Genomic DNA, 17,299 nt, shown 5'->3' with positions numbered 1-17,299 from the left:
TGCAGCGGAGCTTTTTGTTTATAGTAAAGCACTCAAGTTTTTGAGCTGTAACTATGTAGCCACGAGCAGATTCGAACTGCTATCAAGCGTTTAGGAAACGCCTATTCTATCCCTTGAACTACGCAGCCAGTACACAAAGGTAAGAACTAGCAGGCCCTAGGTCTAGCTGGCACACCACTTACATCTTATACGCCAACACAATGGCGAAGGACAAGGCGGTGAGAATCAAGCCTACCATGAAGATAGAGTAGCTCACGCGCAGCAGTTTGTACTTGCGGTCGAGCACCTCGCCTAGGTAGTACACGTCGGTCACCATGTTGGTATAGAGCGTATCCTTTTGGCGCATGAGCTCGCGCATACCTTCCTGAAAGCGCTGAAGGCTAAGCTTGGTGAACTGGCCGAAGAACAAGAGGTTAACGCGGCGATTGGTCGCAATTTCAGGGTTGCGCTTGAGCCACTTAAAGCTCGTGACATCGGGCTGGGCCGAGAGGATGGCCGAGGTAACTGACCCTAGGGCCGTGAGCAGCAAGATGCCCATAGGCACGGCCAGAATGGGATTGCGGATGAAGCTGGTGCCGCCCGTGGTAGCCAGCGACGACGACTTGGCTCCGAAGTAGGTGATGATAACCGACAAAATAACCGCGTTGAGCTGTATCATCATACTGGCCTTTTTATCGGCCATGTCGCTCAGCTTCATGTGGTTGGAATACATGGTGCGAAACATCGTTTCGATGCCCCGCTTGGGCTCGGCATAAGTGTCGGTGGCTTTCTTTTCCTTCTTCTTGGCCTTTTTCTCGGTCTTTTTGAGGTAGTCGCGCTGGTCCTCAATGTTGACCTTGAGCGCTTTCTTGTAGCGGTCCTTGCCAACTTCTGACTGGTACTTGTGGGCCAGCATAAAGTTGAGTTGCAGCTCGGCCCACTCGGGGTTGGTGTAAGACTTGCCTAGGGAGAGCTCCCACTCGGTACGAATGAGCTCGGCCCGCGAGCGGAAGTCCTCGGCCGCCAGATTACTCATGTCGGCGTCTACCATGATTTTTTCGAGCTCGGTAGTAGGCTCCTCGTTGCGATGGGTGACCCGAATGAGGTTTTTAATTACCTCAATGCGGGCAGGGTCTAGCTGCTTCTCGCGCAGCCAGGCCTCGGCGCGGGCCATGCTCTTGTACTCATGGCCATCGTAGGTGTCGAGGTAGCCCGAGTCGTGAAACCAAGCGGCCACGAGCAGCAGCTCCGTATCGGCGGGGGTGAGCTTGGCGCTATCGGCTAGGGCATGGGCCTGCTCTACCACATAGGTGGTATGAGCCAGCGTGTGGTACGTAAGGCGCGGGTCGAGGTCATTTTTGAGCAGCGGCTCCACGTAGGCCTGGGCCTGCTGCACCAGTGCCGAGGGCTCCGACTTGGGCGGCTTGGGGGGCTTGGGGGCCGCGGCGGCGGGCAGCCCAGGCGCATCGGCCGGCACCTCAGCTTCGGTGGCGGGGAGGGTAGTAGTAGCCATAGATATGCAAGAAACAACACAGAGCAGGCCCGTGGTTCGGCCAGCCCGCGGGGCTTTCAACGCGAAGCGCGGCCTAGGGGTTAAGATAGGCTCAACCGTACACCCAACCTTTGCGTAGGGAGCCACCTACACAGGTCATATTTCACGTATATACCGGTCAACTCCTCCGGTACTTATGCTGTTTTTGGCTGGTGCCCCGCCTCTTTTCTGCTTTATATATGCCACTACTTTTTCGCTTAACGCTATTTCTCAGTTTACTAGCTTCCCTGCCCTTCGCCGCCCATGCCCAACTAGAGGAGCTAGGCGAGGCCGGTGAGTCAGATTTTAACCCCGCCAATCCCAAACCCAACTACCGCGCCAAGGCGGTAGGCTGGCAAAAAAATTTGCCGCCCGATTCGAGCCGCATCCGGTACTCGGTGTTTTTGATTGGCGACGTGGGCAGCCCCATTCCGGCCGAGAAGGGTGGCGAGCCTTCGCTCAACTTTATGCGCCAGCAGATGATGCACATGGGCGCCAACAGCTCGGTGGTGTACCTAGGCGACAACATCTACAACCAAGGCATGCCGCCCGAAGGCGCCTACGACCGCAAGATTGCCGAAGGACGCCTAAACACGCAGCTTAACATCCTAAAGGGCTACAAGGGCGAGAAATACATGGTGCCCGGCAACCACGACTGGATACAGGGCACCCAGAACGGCCTAGCCCAGGTAAACCGCGAGCAGGCCTACGCCGAGCATTACTTGGCCCAGGACTCGACAGCTTTTGCCTACACCGGCGACTTCTTAGTGCCCCGCGATGGCTGCCCCGGCCCGTACGAAATACCGCTGCGCGACGACCTGGTAATGATTGCCCTCAACTCACAGTGGTTTATCACGCCCCAGGAGTTTCGCCCCTACGGCGACATCTGCGGCGCCAACAATGCCGAGGAGGTATACGCGCAGTTGGAGGAGGTTATTAAGCGCAATAAGGACAAGCACATCCTCATTGTGACGCACCACCCGCTGTTTTCGGACGGTATCCACGGGGGCTACTTCACGTTTGCCGACCACGTATTTCCGCTCAGCATTGTGCAGAAGTACGCCTTCTTGCCGCTGCCCATTATCGGGTCGATATACCCGCTGGCGCGCAAGTACGGCGGCATTTCGCAAGACATTCCGCACCCGGCCTACCAGGCATATAAGAAGAACCTGCTCGACATTTTTGCCAAGTACCCCAACGTCATTTACGCCAACGGGCACGAGCACAACCTTCAGTACATCGACGTGGGTACGGGCCACTTCATTACGAGTGGCTCGGGCTGCAAAACCCAGCACGTGAAGCCCGGTGTACAGGGCGACGCGCTGTTTTCGGACAAGGAGAAAGGCTTTGCCCGCCTCAACTACTATGAGGATGGGCAGGTATGGGTCGAGTTTGTGGTACCTAACGATGCCGACCAGGGCAAAACTGCGCGCATCGTGTACCGCCAGCAGGTGTATGGCGACCTAGGGCGCGGCGGTGCTACAGCTAGCACCAAAGGCCCCGGCGGCGCCGTAAACCAGCTCAAGCCCGACGCTGGCAAAGTACAGGGCACCAGTGCCCCAGCCGGCACCGGCCGCACCCGCAAGGGCAACCAGAGCAAGGACGACCTAGAGGCTGCTGCGGCTCAGGCCAGCGGCACGCCCATCGGCGCGCCCGTAGTGGCTGCCGATGTCAAGCGCCCCGACTACAAAGACAGCACCGTGACGGTGGCCGTGAACCCCACCTACGCCGAGCACGGGCGCTTCCACAACTGGCTGCTTGGCGACCACTACCGCGCCGAGTGGGCCACGCCGGTCAAGTTTCCGGTGCTCGACATCAAGACTGCTCAGGGGGGGCTGATTCCTTATAAGATGGGCGGCGGCAAGCAAACGGCTTCGCTGAAAGTGCGCAATGAAGAAGGCTACTACTTCACGGTGCGCGGCATCGACAAGGACCCTACGGCCGTGCTCCCCGAGGGCTTCCGCACCGGGCTGGCGCTGGCTGTGCTGCAAGACCAGATTTCGGCGCAGCACCCCTACGCCTCGTTTGTGCTGCCCCCGCTGGCCACGGCCGCGGGCATCTTGCACACCAACCCCAACTACGTCTACGTCCCTAACGACCCGGCCCTAGGGCAGTACCAGCAACGCTTTGCTAACACACCCGCCGCGCTGGAAGAAGATGCCAAGGGTAGCCAGGATAACGACGCCTCCCTAGGGTATGCCAAAAAGCTGGTGAGCACCGAGAAGATGCTCGAAGAACTGCTGCAAGACAACGACAACAAGGTAGACCAGCCGGCCTTTGCGCGCTCGCGCCTCTTCGATATGTGGATAGGCGACTGGGACCGCCACGAGGACCAGTGGCGCTGGGCGCAGCGCAAAACCAAGGACGGTGACAAGATATTCACGGCCGTGCCCGAAGACCGCGACATTGCCTTCTTCAAGGGTGATGGCGTGCTACCCTCACTGATTTCGAAGAAGTTTGCAGTGCGCAACTTCCAAAACTTTGGCTACGACTACGGCGACTATAAGGGCCTCAACCAAACGGGCCTCTCCAACGACCGCCTGTATCTAAGCGGCGTGAGCCGCGAGGAATGGGTGAAGCAGGCCGAGATAATGAAGGCCCAGCTCACCGATGCCGTGATTGAGAAAGCCTTCGCCGAGCGCTGGCCCAAGGAGATTTATAGCCTGCACGGCGCCGAGATTGTGGCCAAGCTCAAGAGCCGCCGCGACCTGCTGCCCGATGTGGCCCGCAAGTACTCCAACCTGATGAGCGACATCGTAGAGGTGCGCGGCTCGCAGAAAAACGAGAAGTTTACGGTAACGCGCCTGCCCGACCACAAGACTCGCGTGGTAATGCAGAAAATCAGCAAAAAGGGCGAGCTGACCAAGGTGCTGTACGACCGCACGTTCGATAAAGTAACCGATGAAATTCGCCTTTACGGCATCAGCGGGCGCGACGTGTATGACCTCACCGGCGACCAGCGCCTAGGTCATAAAATCCGCATTATTGGCGGCACGGGGCACGATACCATCATCGACGACTCGCGGGTAGCCGGCATGCGCCACCGCACCCAGATTTACGACGCTGACACCGGCAACGTGATTCAGAACCGCCGCGGCGAGGCCCGCCTGCGCCTCGAGCCGGGCGTAGACGTGAGCCGCTACGACCACCCACACCGCTTCGACCTTAAAGACTACCGCCTCAACTACACCGGCCCAGCGCTGTTTTTTGGGTATAACATCGACGATGGCCTGCTCATCGGGGGCGGCGTTACGCATCGGCGCTACGCCTTCCGCCGCGAGCCCTACGGCTCGCAGCAGTCGCTCACGGCCAACTTTGCGCCGGCCCGCGAGGCGTATAATTTGCGCTACCTAGGGGAGTTTATCAGTGTGTTTGGCGGCAAAGCCAACTTACGCGTAGCGGCTCAGTACTACGGTCCGCAGCTGCTTTACAACTTCTTCGGCATCGGTAACAACACCCAGAACTATAGCAGCGAGGACAACGACGATGGGCAGGCCTCCAACCGCTCTATCAACAGTGCCTACCGCGTGCGCTTCGACCGCTTCTACGTGGCGCCCACGCTCGAGCGCAAGCTGTTCTCGTTTGGTAAAATCGGCATTGGGCCGCAGTTCGAGCGCTTCCGGGTCGAGCAAGACCAAGTGGGTTCGATTATCCGCGACAGCATCGGGTCCAACTTCGAGAACCGCCGCTTTGGTGTTCGGGCTTCCGATTTTCAGGCCAACACCTACCTAGGCGCGCTGATGTACCTGGATTTTGGCGCGCAGTCAACGCCTAAAGACCCACGCATCGGCATCCAGTGGCACAATGAGTTCCAGTACAACTTCCAGCTCAACGGCACGGGCCTCACCTATGGCCGTTTCGCTACCGAGCTCAAGGCCTACCTCACGCCCAACTTCCCTTTCCGCCTCACCTACGCCGGCCGCATTGGCTGGATGCACAACATCGGCGACTACCGCTTTTACCAAGCCAATACGCTGGGCGGCACCACCAACCTGCGCGGCTACCGCCGCACACGCTTTGCGGGCCGCGACGCGCTGTATGGCAACTTTGAGGCGCGCCTGCACTTGTTCAAGTTCAATGCCTACCTCTTCCCCGGCACGTTCGGCATCCTAGGCCTAGCCGACGCCGGCCGCGTGTACTCAAGCAACGATACGCGCACGGGCATCGCGGCTTTCCACACGGGCTTCGGCGGCGGCGCGTTTGTCAATATCCTCGACCAGGCGGTGATTAATGTGACCTACTCGGTGGGCGAAGAAAAGCTCGTATTCGTGGGCTTCGACTTCCTCTTCTAAGCAGCTAATCAATTAGCTAGTAGAAGCCCCGACTGCTCTAGCAGTCGGGGCTTCTTTTTTAATCGCGTACTAGCCGTGGCCTGAGCGTGTTGAACGAGCGCTTCGCTAGCCGCTTCTTGAGAAGTAACTAAGCCCAACTACCTCCCCTAGGGCGCGTATAGTTCTCACTCACATTCTCTCCCCACCTCCTTATGAGCCAGAACGAACATAGCCGCACCCAGGCCGACGCTGCCAACGACGGCACCAATACCTCGCGCCCCGAAAACGCCCAAGGCACCGCCGGCCAGCAGCAGGGCAATGCCCCCCAAACCACCGACGGCACCACCGGCACCAGCCAGGGCCAGCACGGCGGCAACCATAGCGGCGCCTCGACCAGCAACGCCAAAGGCAGCAGCCACCGCGGCGACGAAGCCAATGCCGACTCAGAAAACACCGGCGGCGGCTCGGATAAAGAGCATAAAAACCAGACCAAGAACACCACCGAAGAAAAGACCGACTACGGCACCGGCAACGCCGCCCCCAGCGCTGCCAACGACGGCGGCAAAATCGGCGACGCCAACAACCCCGCCTAGGTAGCTTTTCTTCATTACGCTTGCAAAAAGGCCTCGCAGTATGCATTGCGGGGCCTTTTTGTGCGGTGCGCATAGCGGGTGGCAAGTAGGCTCGGCTATACCCTTTCGGGCGGCCGGCCGTTAGTCTGCCTGGCACCTACCCGTTGTCGCATCCTTTCATCTCCTCCTTTTTCGACTTGCTATGGACAAGCCCATCACCCGTGTACAGCACGGCTTCACCGATTACTCTTACATCCCGCTGGTATCGAGCGCCCCACACCTAGTTGGCTTCAGCGAAAATAAGACAGCTACTACGTTGTGCTACGTACTTAGCAGTAGCATTTTGGCTTCGTCGCTGGTTACCCGCGCCGAATGGGGCATCTTCAAGGTAATGCCTTACAAGGCCCACCTAGTATTTGACACCCTAGGCGGCCTCACGGCCCTCACAGCACCCTGGCTGTTTGGCTTCGCCAAAGACCGCAAGGCGCGCAATACATTCATTGCGGCAGGCATCTTTGGGCTGATGGCCGGGCTGCTCTCCAAGCCCGAGGAAATGCCAAAGTACGCCTAGGGTAGCCTTTCACCAGTTATTCACGTAAGCAGGCCGGCTCCCGCAAGTTGCGGGGCTTCGGCCTGCTTATGTCGTTCTACCCTACCTACCTCTGCACTAAGAAATACTTCCTGCCTGCTTTGCTCGCCTGTGCGGTGCAGGCCCACGCCCAAGACGTGCCCCGCATTTTTCCGGCGCCCGCCCCTACGGCCATCGACACCGCCCGCGGCTCGGCCGACCTTACTGATAAGCAGCAGTTTGCCAATCCCTCGGTACTGGGCATGGGCCCCAGTAAGGGCATCATCTTGCACTACGAGCGTACCACGCCCTTCAGCGTGGCCGCCTCAAGCCAGGTGGCGGGCGTAAGTGACTACAACACCGACGCTAAACGCAACGGCAAACTGATTTTTAAGGGTTACATCCCGGCCTGGAACCGGCCCCACCTCAAGGTGATTGTGGGCCTGAACTACGACCGCGAGGAGTTTAAATTTCGCGAGCAGCCCACCAACTACGGGCTGTTCGACAATATTGAGAACAAGGGCCTGAAAAGTACCGGCGTGCAGCTGGCCGTCATCCGGCCCGTCGATGCGGTGCACTGGTACTTGGCGCGGGTGAAGGGTGAGCTGTCGGGCGACTATACGTCGAGCACCGATATTGGCAACACCAACTACTTCCGGGGCTCGCTCGAAGCCTTCTACGGCTGGAAACGCAGCCCGCGCTTTTCGTGGGGCGTGGGCTTTCAGTACGGCTACACCTTCGGCCGCCTGAGCTTGTACCCAGCCATCATTTACAACCGCACCTTCAACGACCGCTGGGGCATCGAGGCGCTGTTTCCGGCCCGCGTGTCGGCGCGCTACAATGCCTCCGAGCGCTCGCTGTTCTACGCTGGCTACACGGTCGATGGCTTCAACTACATCGTGGCCCTGCGCCAGGAACTACCCCTAGGCCCTGGCAAGCAGCCCCTTCGCAGCCTGGAGCTACGCGAAACCGAAGTAAAGTTTCGCCTGCGTTGGGAGCGCGAGTTGCTGTCCTTTCTGTGGCTAGGGGCCGAGGGCGGCTACCGCTACAACCATGCCTTCGACGCCTTCGACCGCACCAATACCGACCGCGAGCGCATTGTGCGCACTAAGCTGGGCGGCGCGCCCTACATCAGCCTAGAAATATTCGCGGTGCCACCTCGCAAGCTGCTGGAAAAGGCAGGCGTTCGGCGGTAATAAATACAGTGCTAGCCACCTACCGCCTGTCATGCTGAGCTTGCGAAGCATCTTCTCACGCTAGGTTATTCCAACGTGAGAAGATGCTTCGCAAGCTCAGCATGACAGGCGCGATGGGTTGAAAAGAGAGCATCGAACTACTTCTTCGCTCGCTTTCTTCCGGCTAGCTTTTTCAAGTACTGGTATTGCGACTCTTGGGTGCGCACGGGCGGCGCTCCTTCAGCCGATAGTAGCAGGTTATTGTCAAAATCGCGGGCCTTCACATTGTCGGCACGCTCTAGGTCGAGTAGGTGACGGATTTCGGCGCGCAGCGCTTCGTCGGGCACTGGGAAGGCCACTTCCACGCGGCGGTCGAGGTTGCGAGTCATCCAGTCGGCCGACGAGAGGTAGACCTTTTCGGTGCCGCCGTTGGCAAACACGTAGATGCGGGCGTGCTCAAGGTAACGGTCGATGAGGCCGCGCTGGCTGATATTCTCGCTCAGCCCCGGCTCGCCGGGCACCAGGCTGCCAATACCCCTGATGAGCAGTTCGATGCGCACGCCGGCCTGGCTGGCCTCGTAAAGCGCGGCTATCATACCGGGGTCTTCCAGCGAATTCACCTTCAGCAAAATGTAGGCGGGCTTGCCCTTGCGAGCATTGGCAGCTTCGGCGGCAATGAGCTTGAGCAGCTGCTTGCGCAGCGTAAAGGGCGCCACCAGCAAGTGCTTTAGATTAGCAGGCTCCTCACCCGTTTGAAAGTAGCGGAACACTTGGTCAACTTCGGCCGCGATTTCGGCATTGGCCGTGAAGAGGGCGTGGTCGGCGTAGAGGCCGGCCGTGGCTTCGTTGAAGTTGCCCGAGCTGAGGTAGGCGTAGCGACGCAGCGTGCTGTCGGCGCCCTCACGCCGGTTGATAAGCAGCAGCTTGGCGTGGCACTTAAGCTCGGGCGGCGTGAAGATGACGTGCGCCCCGGCGCGCTGTAGCTTCTCGGCCCAGTGCATATTGCTTTCTTCGTCAAAGCGCGCTTTCAGCTCCACCACGGCCGTTACCTGCTTGCCATTTTTTACGGCTTTGAGCAAGGCTTTGGCTACTGCGCTCTTGGGTGCCACCCGGTAGAGCGTAATGGCGATGCTACTCACGCTGGGGTCGGTGGCGGCCTCACGCAGCAGGCGCGGCACGGCATCGAACGCCTGGTAGGGCACGTGCAGCAAGTGGTCGCGCTTGGCAATGGCGGGCAATAGTGGGCCCGTGCGGGGCAGCGTGGGATGCGCCAGCTCGGGCCACTCAGGGTTCAGCAGGTCGGTGCGCCCGAAGGTGGGGAAACCGAAGAAGTCACGGAAGTTGTGGTAGCGGCTGCCCTCTACCAGCTCTTCGTCTTCGATACCAGTCTTTTGCTTGATGGCGCGCAGCACCTCCTTAGGTGTTTCGGGGTCGTAGAGCAGGCGAGCGGGGTAGCCGGTAGCGCGTTTGGCGAGGCTGCTGCGAATCTTGGCCAGCAAGTCGCCCGATACTTCTTCGGCAATGTCAATTTCGGCATCGCGGCTGAGTTTGATAGCATTGACCTGCACCGACTTGTAGGCCGGAAACAAGCTGGGTGCCGCCACCCGCACCACATCATCTAGGAACAGCACTTGGTGCGGTGCCTCCGGGGTGCCGGCGCCGCCGGGCAGCGGCACAAAGCGGCTGCCGTGGCGCTTGGTGGGCAGCTCCATCAGCACTACGCGCTCGGCGTTGCCTTTCTTGGCTTTGGCCAGCGGCTTGGTGAGGTAGAAGGTGAGGTACACGGCCTGGTCCTTCAAGAAAAGCTGGTGCAGCGTTTCGTCGAGCACCACCGGCGAGAGCAGGTCACGCACGTTTTTTTCGAAGTACTGCTGCACCCAGGCTTGCTGCTCCGGGGTCAAGTCCTCGGCACTCAGCATCTGGATGCCGGCTTCGCCTAGAGCTGGCAGCACCTGCTCGCGGAAGGTGCGCCCAAACTCCTGCTGCTGGCGGCGCACCTCTTCGAGCACCTCGGCCAGCACGCGCTTGGGCTTGGCTTGCAGTTGGGTACGCGTTTTCTTTTTGAGCTTGACGAGGCGCCGCAGCGTGGCCACCCGCACCTTGAAAAACTCGTCTAGGTTGCTAGAAAAAATGGCCAGGAACTTGAGGCGCTCGAGCAGCGGCACTTCGGCACACTGAGCTTCTTGCAGCACGCGGGCGTTGAAACGCAGCCAGCTCAGGTCGCGGGGCAGGGTCTTCAAAGGCATCAGGAGTTAGGAGAAGGTAGAATGTACCAGGCCGAATTAGCTCCTCACTACGTCGGCGTGCCTTGTACGCAATTTTTGGGCCTAGCAGCAGCCCAACTTGCGACTAGGCCCTACTCCTAACTTAAAATTCACACCTAGGCGCCGCCCTAGCTTACGTTCTTCGGGTATTCGTAGAAGTAGAACTCGGCATTGGCCGGCCCTATCTCGGCCCAGTGGTCGACCAGAAAGCGCAGGCACATGAGGCCGGCCGTAGGCATTTCGCCGCTGAGAGGCGAGGGTGAGAGGTAGTTGGCCACGTCGGTAAAGGTGGGGTTGTGGCCGGTGAGCAGCGCCGAGTTAGCCTCATCGGGTAGCTCCCGGATAACGGCCACCACCGTGTCGAGGTCGGCCTCATACAGGGCGGGCTCCACCTGAATTTTATCGTGCGGATAATCGACCTCGCGCGCCACGAGCACGGCCGTGCTGAGGGCACGCACGGCTGGCGAACTCACGAAAACGTCGGGCGTAATCTGGCGCTTGGCCAGGGCCTGGCCGATGCGGGGGGCATCGTCGCGGCCCCGGTCGTTGAGGGGGCGCTCGCGGTCACTTAGCTCATCAAAGCTCCAGCTCGACTTGGCATGGCGCATTAGGTACAGGGTTTTCATGGCACGAAGCTAGGCAACGACAGATAAACCAGCCCGCCAAAAATTAAGCGCCTAGGCTGTACATTGTTAGCATGAAAACCTACTTCCGCTCGACCGGTGCCGCGCTAGCCATGCTCGGCCCCGCCCTGGCTTGGGGCCAGGCACCGCCTCCTCCGCCACCACCCTATATTGTAGCAGCTAGCCCGCAGCAGTTGGCACCCTACACGGTGCAGGGCCAGCTGCGCAGCCCGGCCACGGGCATGGCCTATCTATTTTACGATAGACCCAACGGCAAGCCCGATTCGGCGCAGGTCAAGGGTGGCAAGTTTATGTTTCGGGGCAAGGCGCCGGCTGGTACGATAGCGGGGCTGTTCGTCATTGCGCCCAAGCAGCTACCAAGCTTTCGGCACCCCCAGCGGGGCCAGCGCATGCCTCAGCCGCTGCAGGTGTACCTAGAGCCGGGCACGGTGAAAGTGAGCAGCCCCGACTCGCTGCCCCACGCCACTGCCCTAGGTACCCCGCTCAACGCCGATAACGCCCGACTGACGGCTGACCTAAAACCCACCGATGCCCAAATAGCTAAGCTCATGGCTGGCTACCAGAAAGCTACCCCCGAGCAGCGCCAGGATAAGGCGTTTGATGAAGGGCTTGAAAAGCAGTACGAAGCCATTCAGGAAGCTCAGAAACTGGTACTGGCTCGCTTCATCAAAGCCACGCCGCAGAGCATCGTGAGCCTGACAGCGCTTGAGCGCTACGCAGGCTACGCCATCGACCCAGCCACGGCCGAGCCGCTTTTTGTGGCTTTGGCGCCGGCCGTGCGCAACAGCGCACCGGGCCAAAACTTTGCCACTAGGTTGGCCTCAGCCAAGCTTACGGCCGTGGGCGCCCCAGCCCCCGACTTCACCCAAAACGACGTGAATGGTAAGCCAGTGAAGCTGTCTGACTTTCGGGGCAAGTATGTGTTGGTTGATTTTTGGGCGAGCTGGTGCGGCCCCTGCCGCCAAGAAAACCCCAACGTGGTGGCCAATTACAACCAGTATAAAACCCGCAATTTCACGGTGCTGGGCGTGTCACTTGACCGCGAAAGCGGCCGTGATGCATGGGTTAAAGCCATCGAGGCAGACCACTTGACTTGGACGCAGGTATCGGACCTTAAGTTTTGGAAAAACGAAGCGGCCCAGCTCTACGGCATCCAGGCTATTCCTCAAAACTTCCTGGTAGGCCCCGACGGCCGCATTGTGGCTAAGAATGTGCGCGGCGAGGACCTAGGCAAAACCCTGGCCGCCAAGCTGCCCACTACAACGCCCTAACTAGCGGTGCTTTCCTAGCTATTTTGTCATCAAAAAAGGCCTGCCATATGTGGCAGGCCTTTTTCGTGGGCTAGGCAGCAAGTTGTTTATTGCTTCACAAAGCGCTGGTGCGAGGTGGTGGTGCCATCGCTCACGGTGAGCAGGTACACGCCCTGGCGCAGGGTGCTCACGCGCAGTTGGTCGTTGGTGAGCGGCAGGTCGGCTACCTCAGCGCCGCGCAGGTCATACACGTGCACGCGCAGCGGCAGGCTGGCATCGGCCGAGGCTGGGCGCTCGATGGTGAGCATGTCGGTGGCCGGGTTGGGGTAGATGGTGTAGTGGTCGGAGGGGGTACCTAGGCGGGCGGTCGCACCGCCGGTCACGGTGAGGGTGTAGTCTTCGGTTTCGCCGGCGCTATAGGTGCCGCAGCTGGTGGTGGCGCTGCTCGTGCTCATCACTACGCGCAGGCGGGTGGTGCCGGCCATAGCGGTAGCGGGCACCGCGAAGGTGGCACTGCGCGTGGTTTTGCTAGAGCTGCCAGCAGCCGCTACGAGGGTTTCGCCCGCATCGTCAAAGCTGCCATCTTGGTTCCAGTCGGCATACACGTCGAAGTAGACGGTAGAGGCTTTATTGGCGAACCCAGCCGAGAAGCTGATGGTCTGGCTCGAGCCCGTGGCTACGCTGGTGCTCAGCGCAGTACCATTATAATAGCCACCGTCGTTGCCGCTCGTGCGGCTGATGCTGCCCAGCTTCACGTAGTCGATGTACTGGCTGGCAGCAGTGCCTTGGCTAGCACAATACGTGGGGGTAGTTGGTGTGGGAGTAGGCGTGGGGCTGGTGCCCGGCGCCAGCCCGCCCTGCGAGCTAAGCAGCGAGGCGCGCGAGCCGCCGGTAGCGAAGAGCGCATCCATGCGGTCGCCCTGGCCGCTCGAAAACATTTGCATGCAGCCGTCGTCGGTGTAGTCCATGTAGTTCATGAACATGTCGCCGCTGGCGCCATTCGAGCACGTCACGTGCGGGAAGGTGGGGCAGCCGTAGTTGCTGGTTTGCTGGGTGGGCGTGTCGCCTACTTGGTCGTTGCCGCAGCGGGCATCGCCCCAAATGTGGCGCAGGTTTAGCCAGTGGCCCACTTCGTGGGTAGCGGTGCGCCCTAGGTTGTAGGGCGCCACGGCCGAGCCACCGTTACCGAAAGCCGAATACAGAATGGCCACGCCATCGGTGGCCGCCGCGCCGCCCGGAAACTGCGCGTAGCCCAGCAAGCCGCCGCCTAGGTTGCAGCTCCAGAGGTTGAGGTACGACGCCGCGGGCCAAGCGTCGTCGCCGCCGCTGCTGCTGAACTTCATCTTGTCGCTACTATCGAAGCTGGTGGCGGTGGTGCTCTTATGCACAATGCCGGTGGTGGCGTTACCGTTGGGGTCGCGCTTGGCTAGCACAAACTGCACGCCCGCATCGCCGATGAGGCTGGTGAAGGCGGCAGGCACCTTGCTGAGGTCAGCATTCTTGCGGTGAAAATCGGCGTTGAGCACGTCAATCTGCGACTGCACCTGGGCATCGCTAATGTTTTGGGCGGTCGTGTTGTAGAGCACGTGCACCACTACCGGAATAGTCACGATGATGTCCGACGATGTGCGCTGCGTGGGATTAGCCGCTTTTTGCTTGGCATACACGCTGGCCTGCTGGTCGATGGCTTGCAGACGAGCGCCGTAGCTGGGGTCGGCGGCGAGCTGGGCGGCCAGTACTTCCATGGTAGCGCACTGCCGCTGCGCTGGCATTTGCTGCGCCTGGGCAGCGGGCCTAGCTAGGCCCAAAACAGCAAGCCCCGACAAGAGTGAGTAAACGAGTTTCTTCATGTGTAAACAGGTTGAGGAAAATGGAAAGGATATAATCCAAACCTATCGAAAAAAATTGATTTTATCACCACCCTAACTACGGGTCTATCCAACCTTTTCGCCCTCAATCTCAGTCCACTTATCCTAAACTCATCTTTTACCATTTGCAAAAAACGAGTCTTCAAAAATTAATCAGGAAATCTCCTAAAACCGGCAGCTACTGGTCACCTGTTCTAACTAAAAAACCGACCCTAGGAGGTCGGTTTTTTAGGCATACGGGGTACGGGCTCTAGTGCGATTATGCTAGCAGTTTCGCCCAGTTGGTTAGCTCTTGCACCACCTCATCAAACAGGGGCCGCACTGCTACTTCGGGCTGGGCGCAACGGTGCTGAAGCTGCTGCCAAGCCTGCTGCACAGCCGGCGTGGCAGCGGCTTCGGGGCAATGCGTCAGCAGGTCATCGAGCAAGCACGCGAAGGCACGCACTTCTAAGCGCTGCAAGGCTTGGGCCCGGCCTAGGTCGGCGGGGTCGAAGAAGCAGGCGGCGCCAAAGTCGCCCAACAGTGCTTCACCGGCCTCGGTATACAAGATATTATGGGCGTACAAGTCGCCGTGCATGATGCCCTGCGTGTGCAGGTGCGCGGCGGCGCCCGCAATACCTAGGGCAATCTGCCAGGCGGCCCGCAGGCTATACACGGTGCCGGGCGCGTATACGTCGCGGGTGCAAGAGGCTAAGCTGGGCGGGTCCCCTAGGTTGCGAAAAGCGGGGTTAATGAGCTCCAGCACCAGCCCTTCGGCCCCAGCCGGATGCTCGGCGATTTTCCCTTTCACCGCAATCAGATTGGGGTGCGCCCCGGCACTGATGCAGGCGGCCATCTCGCTGCGTGGCAAGCCATCGCTGGTAACGGTACCCTTGAAAAGCTTGACGGCCACCTCGGTGGGCACAGCCGCACCACGGTGCCACCCGGCCCGGTAGATGACACCCGACGCGCCCTCACCTAATTGCTGCTCGATACGCAGCTGCGCCCACGAAATACTAGCGATGGGGTGCCGGGCCACCACTGCCGCCTCGGCCGCCGCCGAGAAGGGATTGCCAGCGTAGGCTAGCCAGCTCAGGCTGGGCATGGTTAGCAGCCAAGCTGGCAGTTCGGTGAGTTGGTTGGCCGCGATGCGCAGCAGCCCTAGGTTGGTGCAGCGGGCCAGCGTGGCGGGCAGCGTAGTAAGCTGGTTGCCGGCTAGCATCAGCTTTTCGAGCTGCGGGCAGTCACCGATTTCGGGCGGCAGCTCGGCTAGCTGGTTGTCGGTAAGAATGAGCCAGCGCAGTTGGGGCAGTAGGGCCGCACCCGGCAGCGTGCGTATCTGATTGGCCTTGAAGCCTATCATACTCAGCTGCGGGCACTGGCCCAGCACCTCGGGTACGGTCGTAAACTGATTATCGGAACAGAACAGCACGCGCAGCTTGCGCAGGCGGGGCAGGTCGTCGGGTAGCGCCGACAGCGCATTGCCGGAGAGATTGAGGATTTCGAGCGAGTCGGCTAGGTCGAATATTTCGCGGGGAAACTCAGTAAGGCCGGCCGACAGGTCGAGGCGCGTGGCGCCCGTTAGCTGCCCGGCGCGCAGCTGGTCGAGGGTGTGCATGCGACAAAGGTCAACCTAGGCGCACAAAAAAGCGGCCGGGACATGCGCCCCGGCCGCTTTTCCTAACTGCTATTGGCTACTCTGCTACGGCGTCGTACTGGCCGTACTGCTGGTTGCTGTAGGGGTAGCGCACTTGGTACAGCTCGGCTACTTTGCGGCCCAGCAGCTCGCGCAGGGCCTCGATATTATCCTTTTGCTGCGCCGAAATGAATACTACTGGGTCGTGCAGGCGGGCCATGTAAGTTTCCTGCAACTGCTCGAGCGGCGGGCGTGGCGCGGCTTCTTCAAAGTCGGTTGGAAACTCCTGGTCCGGGTCGTCGTCACCGAAATTCGGCATCGGGTCGGCATCGGGCTTGTACTGGTCTATTTTATTAAAGACCAACAAGGAAGGCTTGTCCGAAGCGCCAATTTCGCGGAGCGTTTCATTCACAACTTCAATGTGCTCCTCGAAAGCTGGGTGCGAAATATCCACCACGTGAATCAGCAGGTCGGCTTCACGAATCTCATCGAGCGTGCTCTTAAAACTCTCAATAAGCTTGGTGGGCAGCTTGCGAATGAACCCTACGGTGTCGGAAAGCAGGAAGGGCACGTGGTTGTCGAGCACCACCTTGCGGGTCGTGGCATCGACGGTGGCAAAGAGCTTGTTCTCAGCAAAGACTTCGGCCTTACCGAGCAAGTTCATTATGGTGCTCTTGCCCACGTTGGTGTAGCCCACTAGCGCCACCCGGATGGTATTGCTACGGGTTTTGCGCTGCGTCACAGCCTGCTTGTCTAGGTCTTCGAGCTTTTCCTTGAGGAAAGCAATGCGGTCGCGCACTATCCGGCGGTCGGTCTCGATTTCGGTCTCACCTGGGCCTTTCATGCCCACACCACCACGCTGCTTGTCCAAGTGGGTCCAGAGGCCCGTCAGGCGCGGCAACAGGTATTGGTACTGCGCCAGCTCGACCTGCGTGCGCGAGGTGGCCGACTTGGCCCGCAGCGCAAAAATGTCGAGAATGAGCAGCGACCTATCCACGATTTTCACTTTCAGCTCGGCCTCTAGGTTGCGCAGTTGCGAGGGCGACAGGTCATCGTCGAAGACGACCATGCTGCTGTTTTCGTGCTGCACATAGGCTTTTATCTCTGCCAGCTTGCCCTCGCCCACGTAAGTGCGGATGTCGGGTTTTTCGAGCTTCTGCACGAAGCGCTTGGTGGCTTCGGCACCGGCCGTTTCAATCAGAAAAGCTAGTTCGTCAAGGTATTCAGTAGTCTGCGCGTCGTTTTGGCGACGCGGGGGCACGCTCACGAGCACGGCGGTTTCGCGCTCTTTGGCCGTAGCGTGGGTTTTTATTTTAAGCAGGTGCTTGGGCGTTTTGGCATCGCGGCGGGCAGGAGTAGCATCAGTAGCTCCCCAGTGACGGGTGCCGCTGCGGTTGCCGCCGGGCGAGTTGGAATTAGACATAGAATAGAAGCGCGGAAAAACAGCGCTGAGAATTTAACACTAAATATGGGGAAATCGTTGTATAAATACGCGTTTCCACGACCTGATTCCGGTAATGTACTGACTTATTTTTGAGCTATGCCTACGCCCATCACGTCCA

Annotated in this window: 11 protein-coding genes and 1 tRNA gene; 5 read left to right on the top strand and 7 right to left on the bottom strand. The window is 59.7% G+C overall.

The genetic code is table 11. From position 1 onward, the window contains the following. Positions 1-56: 56 nt before the first annotated feature. Positions 57-128, bottom strand: a tRNA-Arg gene (locus FNT36_RS12260). Between the two features lie 50 nt (positions 129-178). Then, complete coding sequence (locus FNT36_RS12255; protein ID WP_144847977.1) at positions 179-1,492, bottom strand: Pycsar system effector family protein; 1,314 nt, start codon at positions 1,490-1,492, stop codon at positions 179-181. Positions 1,493-1,710: 218 nt separating this feature from the next. Here FNT36_RS12255 and FNT36_RS25465 point away from each other — a divergent pair, with 218 nt between their 5' ends. The 4 genes from FNT36_RS25465 (at position 1,711) to FNT36_RS12235 (ending at position 8,117) form a co-directional block, all read left to right on the top strand. Further along, on the top strand, positions 1,711-5,802 hold the full coding sequence (locus tag FNT36_RS25465) for a metallophosphoesterase family protein (RefSeq protein WP_233635870.1): 4,092 nt from the start codon (positions 1,711-1,713) through the stop codon (positions 5,800-5,802). Between the two features lie 191 nt (positions 5,803-5,993). After that, positions 5,994-6,374 carry a hypothetical protein gene (locus FNT36_RS12245; protein WP_144847975.1) on the top strand — a complete coding sequence of 127 codons (381 nt, stop codon included), beginning with the start codon at positions 5,994-5,996 and terminating at the stop codon, positions 6,372-6,374. 181 nt (positions 6,375-6,555) lie between these two features. Beyond that, a complete protein-coding gene (locus FNT36_RS12240; protein WP_144847973.1) occupies positions 6,556-6,924 on the top strand; it encodes an SPW repeat domain-containing protein in 369 nt (122 codons plus the stop codon). A gap of 68 nt (positions 6,925-6,992) precedes the next feature. Continuing rightward, positions 6,993-8,117, top strand: a complete 1,125-nt coding sequence (locus FNT36_RS12235) for a DUF6268 family outer membrane beta-barrel protein (protein ID WP_144847971.1) — start codon at positions 6,993-6,995, stop codon at positions 8,115-8,117. A gap of 137 nt (positions 8,118-8,254) precedes the next feature. On the opposite strand, the gene ppk1 is transcribed toward FNT36_RS12235, so the two are convergent. Together ppk1 and FNT36_RS12225 are read right to left on the bottom strand one after the other, a co-directional pair. Next, positions 8,255-10,342 carry a polyphosphate kinase 1 gene (ppk1, locus tag FNT36_RS12230; RefSeq protein ID WP_144847969.1) on the bottom strand — a complete coding sequence of 696 codons (2,088 nt, stop codon included), beginning with the start codon at positions 10,340-10,342 and terminating at the stop codon, positions 8,255-8,257. 146 nt (positions 10,343-10,488) lie between these two features. After that, positions 10,489-10,986 carry a SixA phosphatase family protein gene (locus tag FNT36_RS12225; protein WP_144847967.1) on the bottom strand — a complete coding sequence of 166 codons (498 nt, stop codon included), beginning with the start codon at positions 10,984-10,986 and terminating at the stop codon, positions 10,489-10,491. Positions 10,987-11,057: 71 nt separating this feature from the next. Between FNT36_RS12225 and FNT36_RS12220 the strand changes: the two genes are divergently transcribed. Continuing rightward, positions 11,058-12,275: a TlpA disulfide reductase family protein gene (locus tag FNT36_RS12220; protein ID WP_144847965.1), complete on the top strand. Its 1,218-nt coding sequence runs from the start codon at positions 11,058-11,060 to the stop codon at positions 12,273-12,275. Positions 12,276-12,361: 86 nt separating this feature from the next. Here FNT36_RS12220 and FNT36_RS25460 read toward each other — a convergent pair whose 3' ends face one another. The 3 genes from FNT36_RS25460 to hflX all read right to left on the bottom strand — a co-directional run bounded on the left by FNT36_RS25460 (position 12,362) and on the right by hflX (position 17,160). Then, positions 12,362-14,104 carry a GEVED domain-containing protein gene (locus FNT36_RS25460; protein WP_233635869.1) on the bottom strand — a complete coding sequence of 581 codons (1,743 nt, stop codon included), beginning with the start codon at positions 14,102-14,104 and terminating at the stop codon, positions 12,362-12,364. Between the two features lie 277 nt (positions 14,105-14,381). Next, a complete protein-coding gene (locus FNT36_RS12210; protein ID WP_144847963.1) occupies positions 14,382-15,719 on the bottom strand; it encodes a leucine-rich repeat-containing protein kinase family protein in 1,338 nt (445 codons plus the stop codon). A gap of 76 nt (positions 15,720-15,795) precedes the next feature. Next, the gene (hflX, locus tag FNT36_RS12205; RefSeq protein ID WP_144847961.1) at positions 15,796-17,160 is read right to left on the bottom strand and encodes a GTPase HflX; all 1,365 of its coding nucleotides are present in this window, start codon (positions 17,158-17,160) and stop codon (positions 15,796-15,798) included. Positions 17,161-17,299 lie beyond the last annotated feature (139 nt).

The organism is Hymenobacter setariae, from assembly GCF_007713685.1.
Classification (GTDB): Bacteria; Bacteroidota; Bacteroidia; order Cytophagales; family Hymenobacteraceae; genus Hymenobacter; species Hymenobacter setariae.
The sequence above is the reverse complement of the archived record's forward strand: the minus strand, read 5'-3'. Positions and strand labels throughout refer to the sequence as shown.

Excerpts from the sequence above, each read along its gene's own strand:
- FNT36_RS12240 (WP_144847973.1), top strand. The coding sequence starts at position 6,556 with ATGGACAAGCCCATCACCCGTGTACAGCACGGCTTCACCGATTACTCT.
- FNT36_RS12225 (WP_144847967.1), bottom strand. The coding sequence starts at position 10,986 with ATGAAAACCCTGTACCTAATGCGCCATGCCAAGTCGAGCTGGAGCTTT.
- FNT36_RS12235 (WP_144847971.1), top strand. The coding sequence starts at position 6,993 with ATGTCGTTCTACCCTACCTACCTCTGCACTAAGAAATACTTCCTGCCT.
- FNT36_RS12210 (WP_144847963.1), bottom strand. The coding sequence starts at position 15,719 with ATGCACACCCTCGACCAGCTGCGCGCCGGGCAGCTAACGGGCGCCACG.
- FNT36_RS25460 (WP_233635869.1), bottom strand. The coding sequence starts at position 14,104 with ATGAAGAAACTCGTTTACTCACTCTTGTCGGGGCTTGCTGTTTTGGGC.
- FNT36_RS12220 (WP_144847965.1), top strand. The coding sequence starts at position 11,058 with ATGAAAACCTACTTCCGCTCGACCGGTGCCGCGCTAGCCATGCTCGGC.
- FNT36_RS12245 (WP_144847975.1), top strand. The coding sequence starts at position 5,994 with ATGAGCCAGAACGAACATAGCCGCACCCAGGCCGACGCTGCCAACGAC.
- ppk1 (WP_144847969.1), bottom strand. The coding sequence starts at position 10,342 with ATGCCTTTGAAGACCCTGCCCCGCGACCTGAGCTGGCTGCGTTTCAAC.
- hflX (WP_144847961.1), bottom strand. The coding sequence starts at position 17,160 with ATGTCTAATTCCAACTCGCCCGGCGGCAACCGCAGCGGCACCCGTCAC.
- FNT36_RS12255 (WP_144847977.1), bottom strand. The coding sequence starts at position 1,492 with ATGGCTACTACTACCCTCCCCGCCACCGAAGCTGAGGTGCCGGCCGAT.
- FNT36_RS25465 (WP_233635870.1), top strand. The coding sequence starts at position 1,711 with ATGCCACTACTTTTTCGCTTAACGCTATTTCTCAGTTTACTAGCTTCC.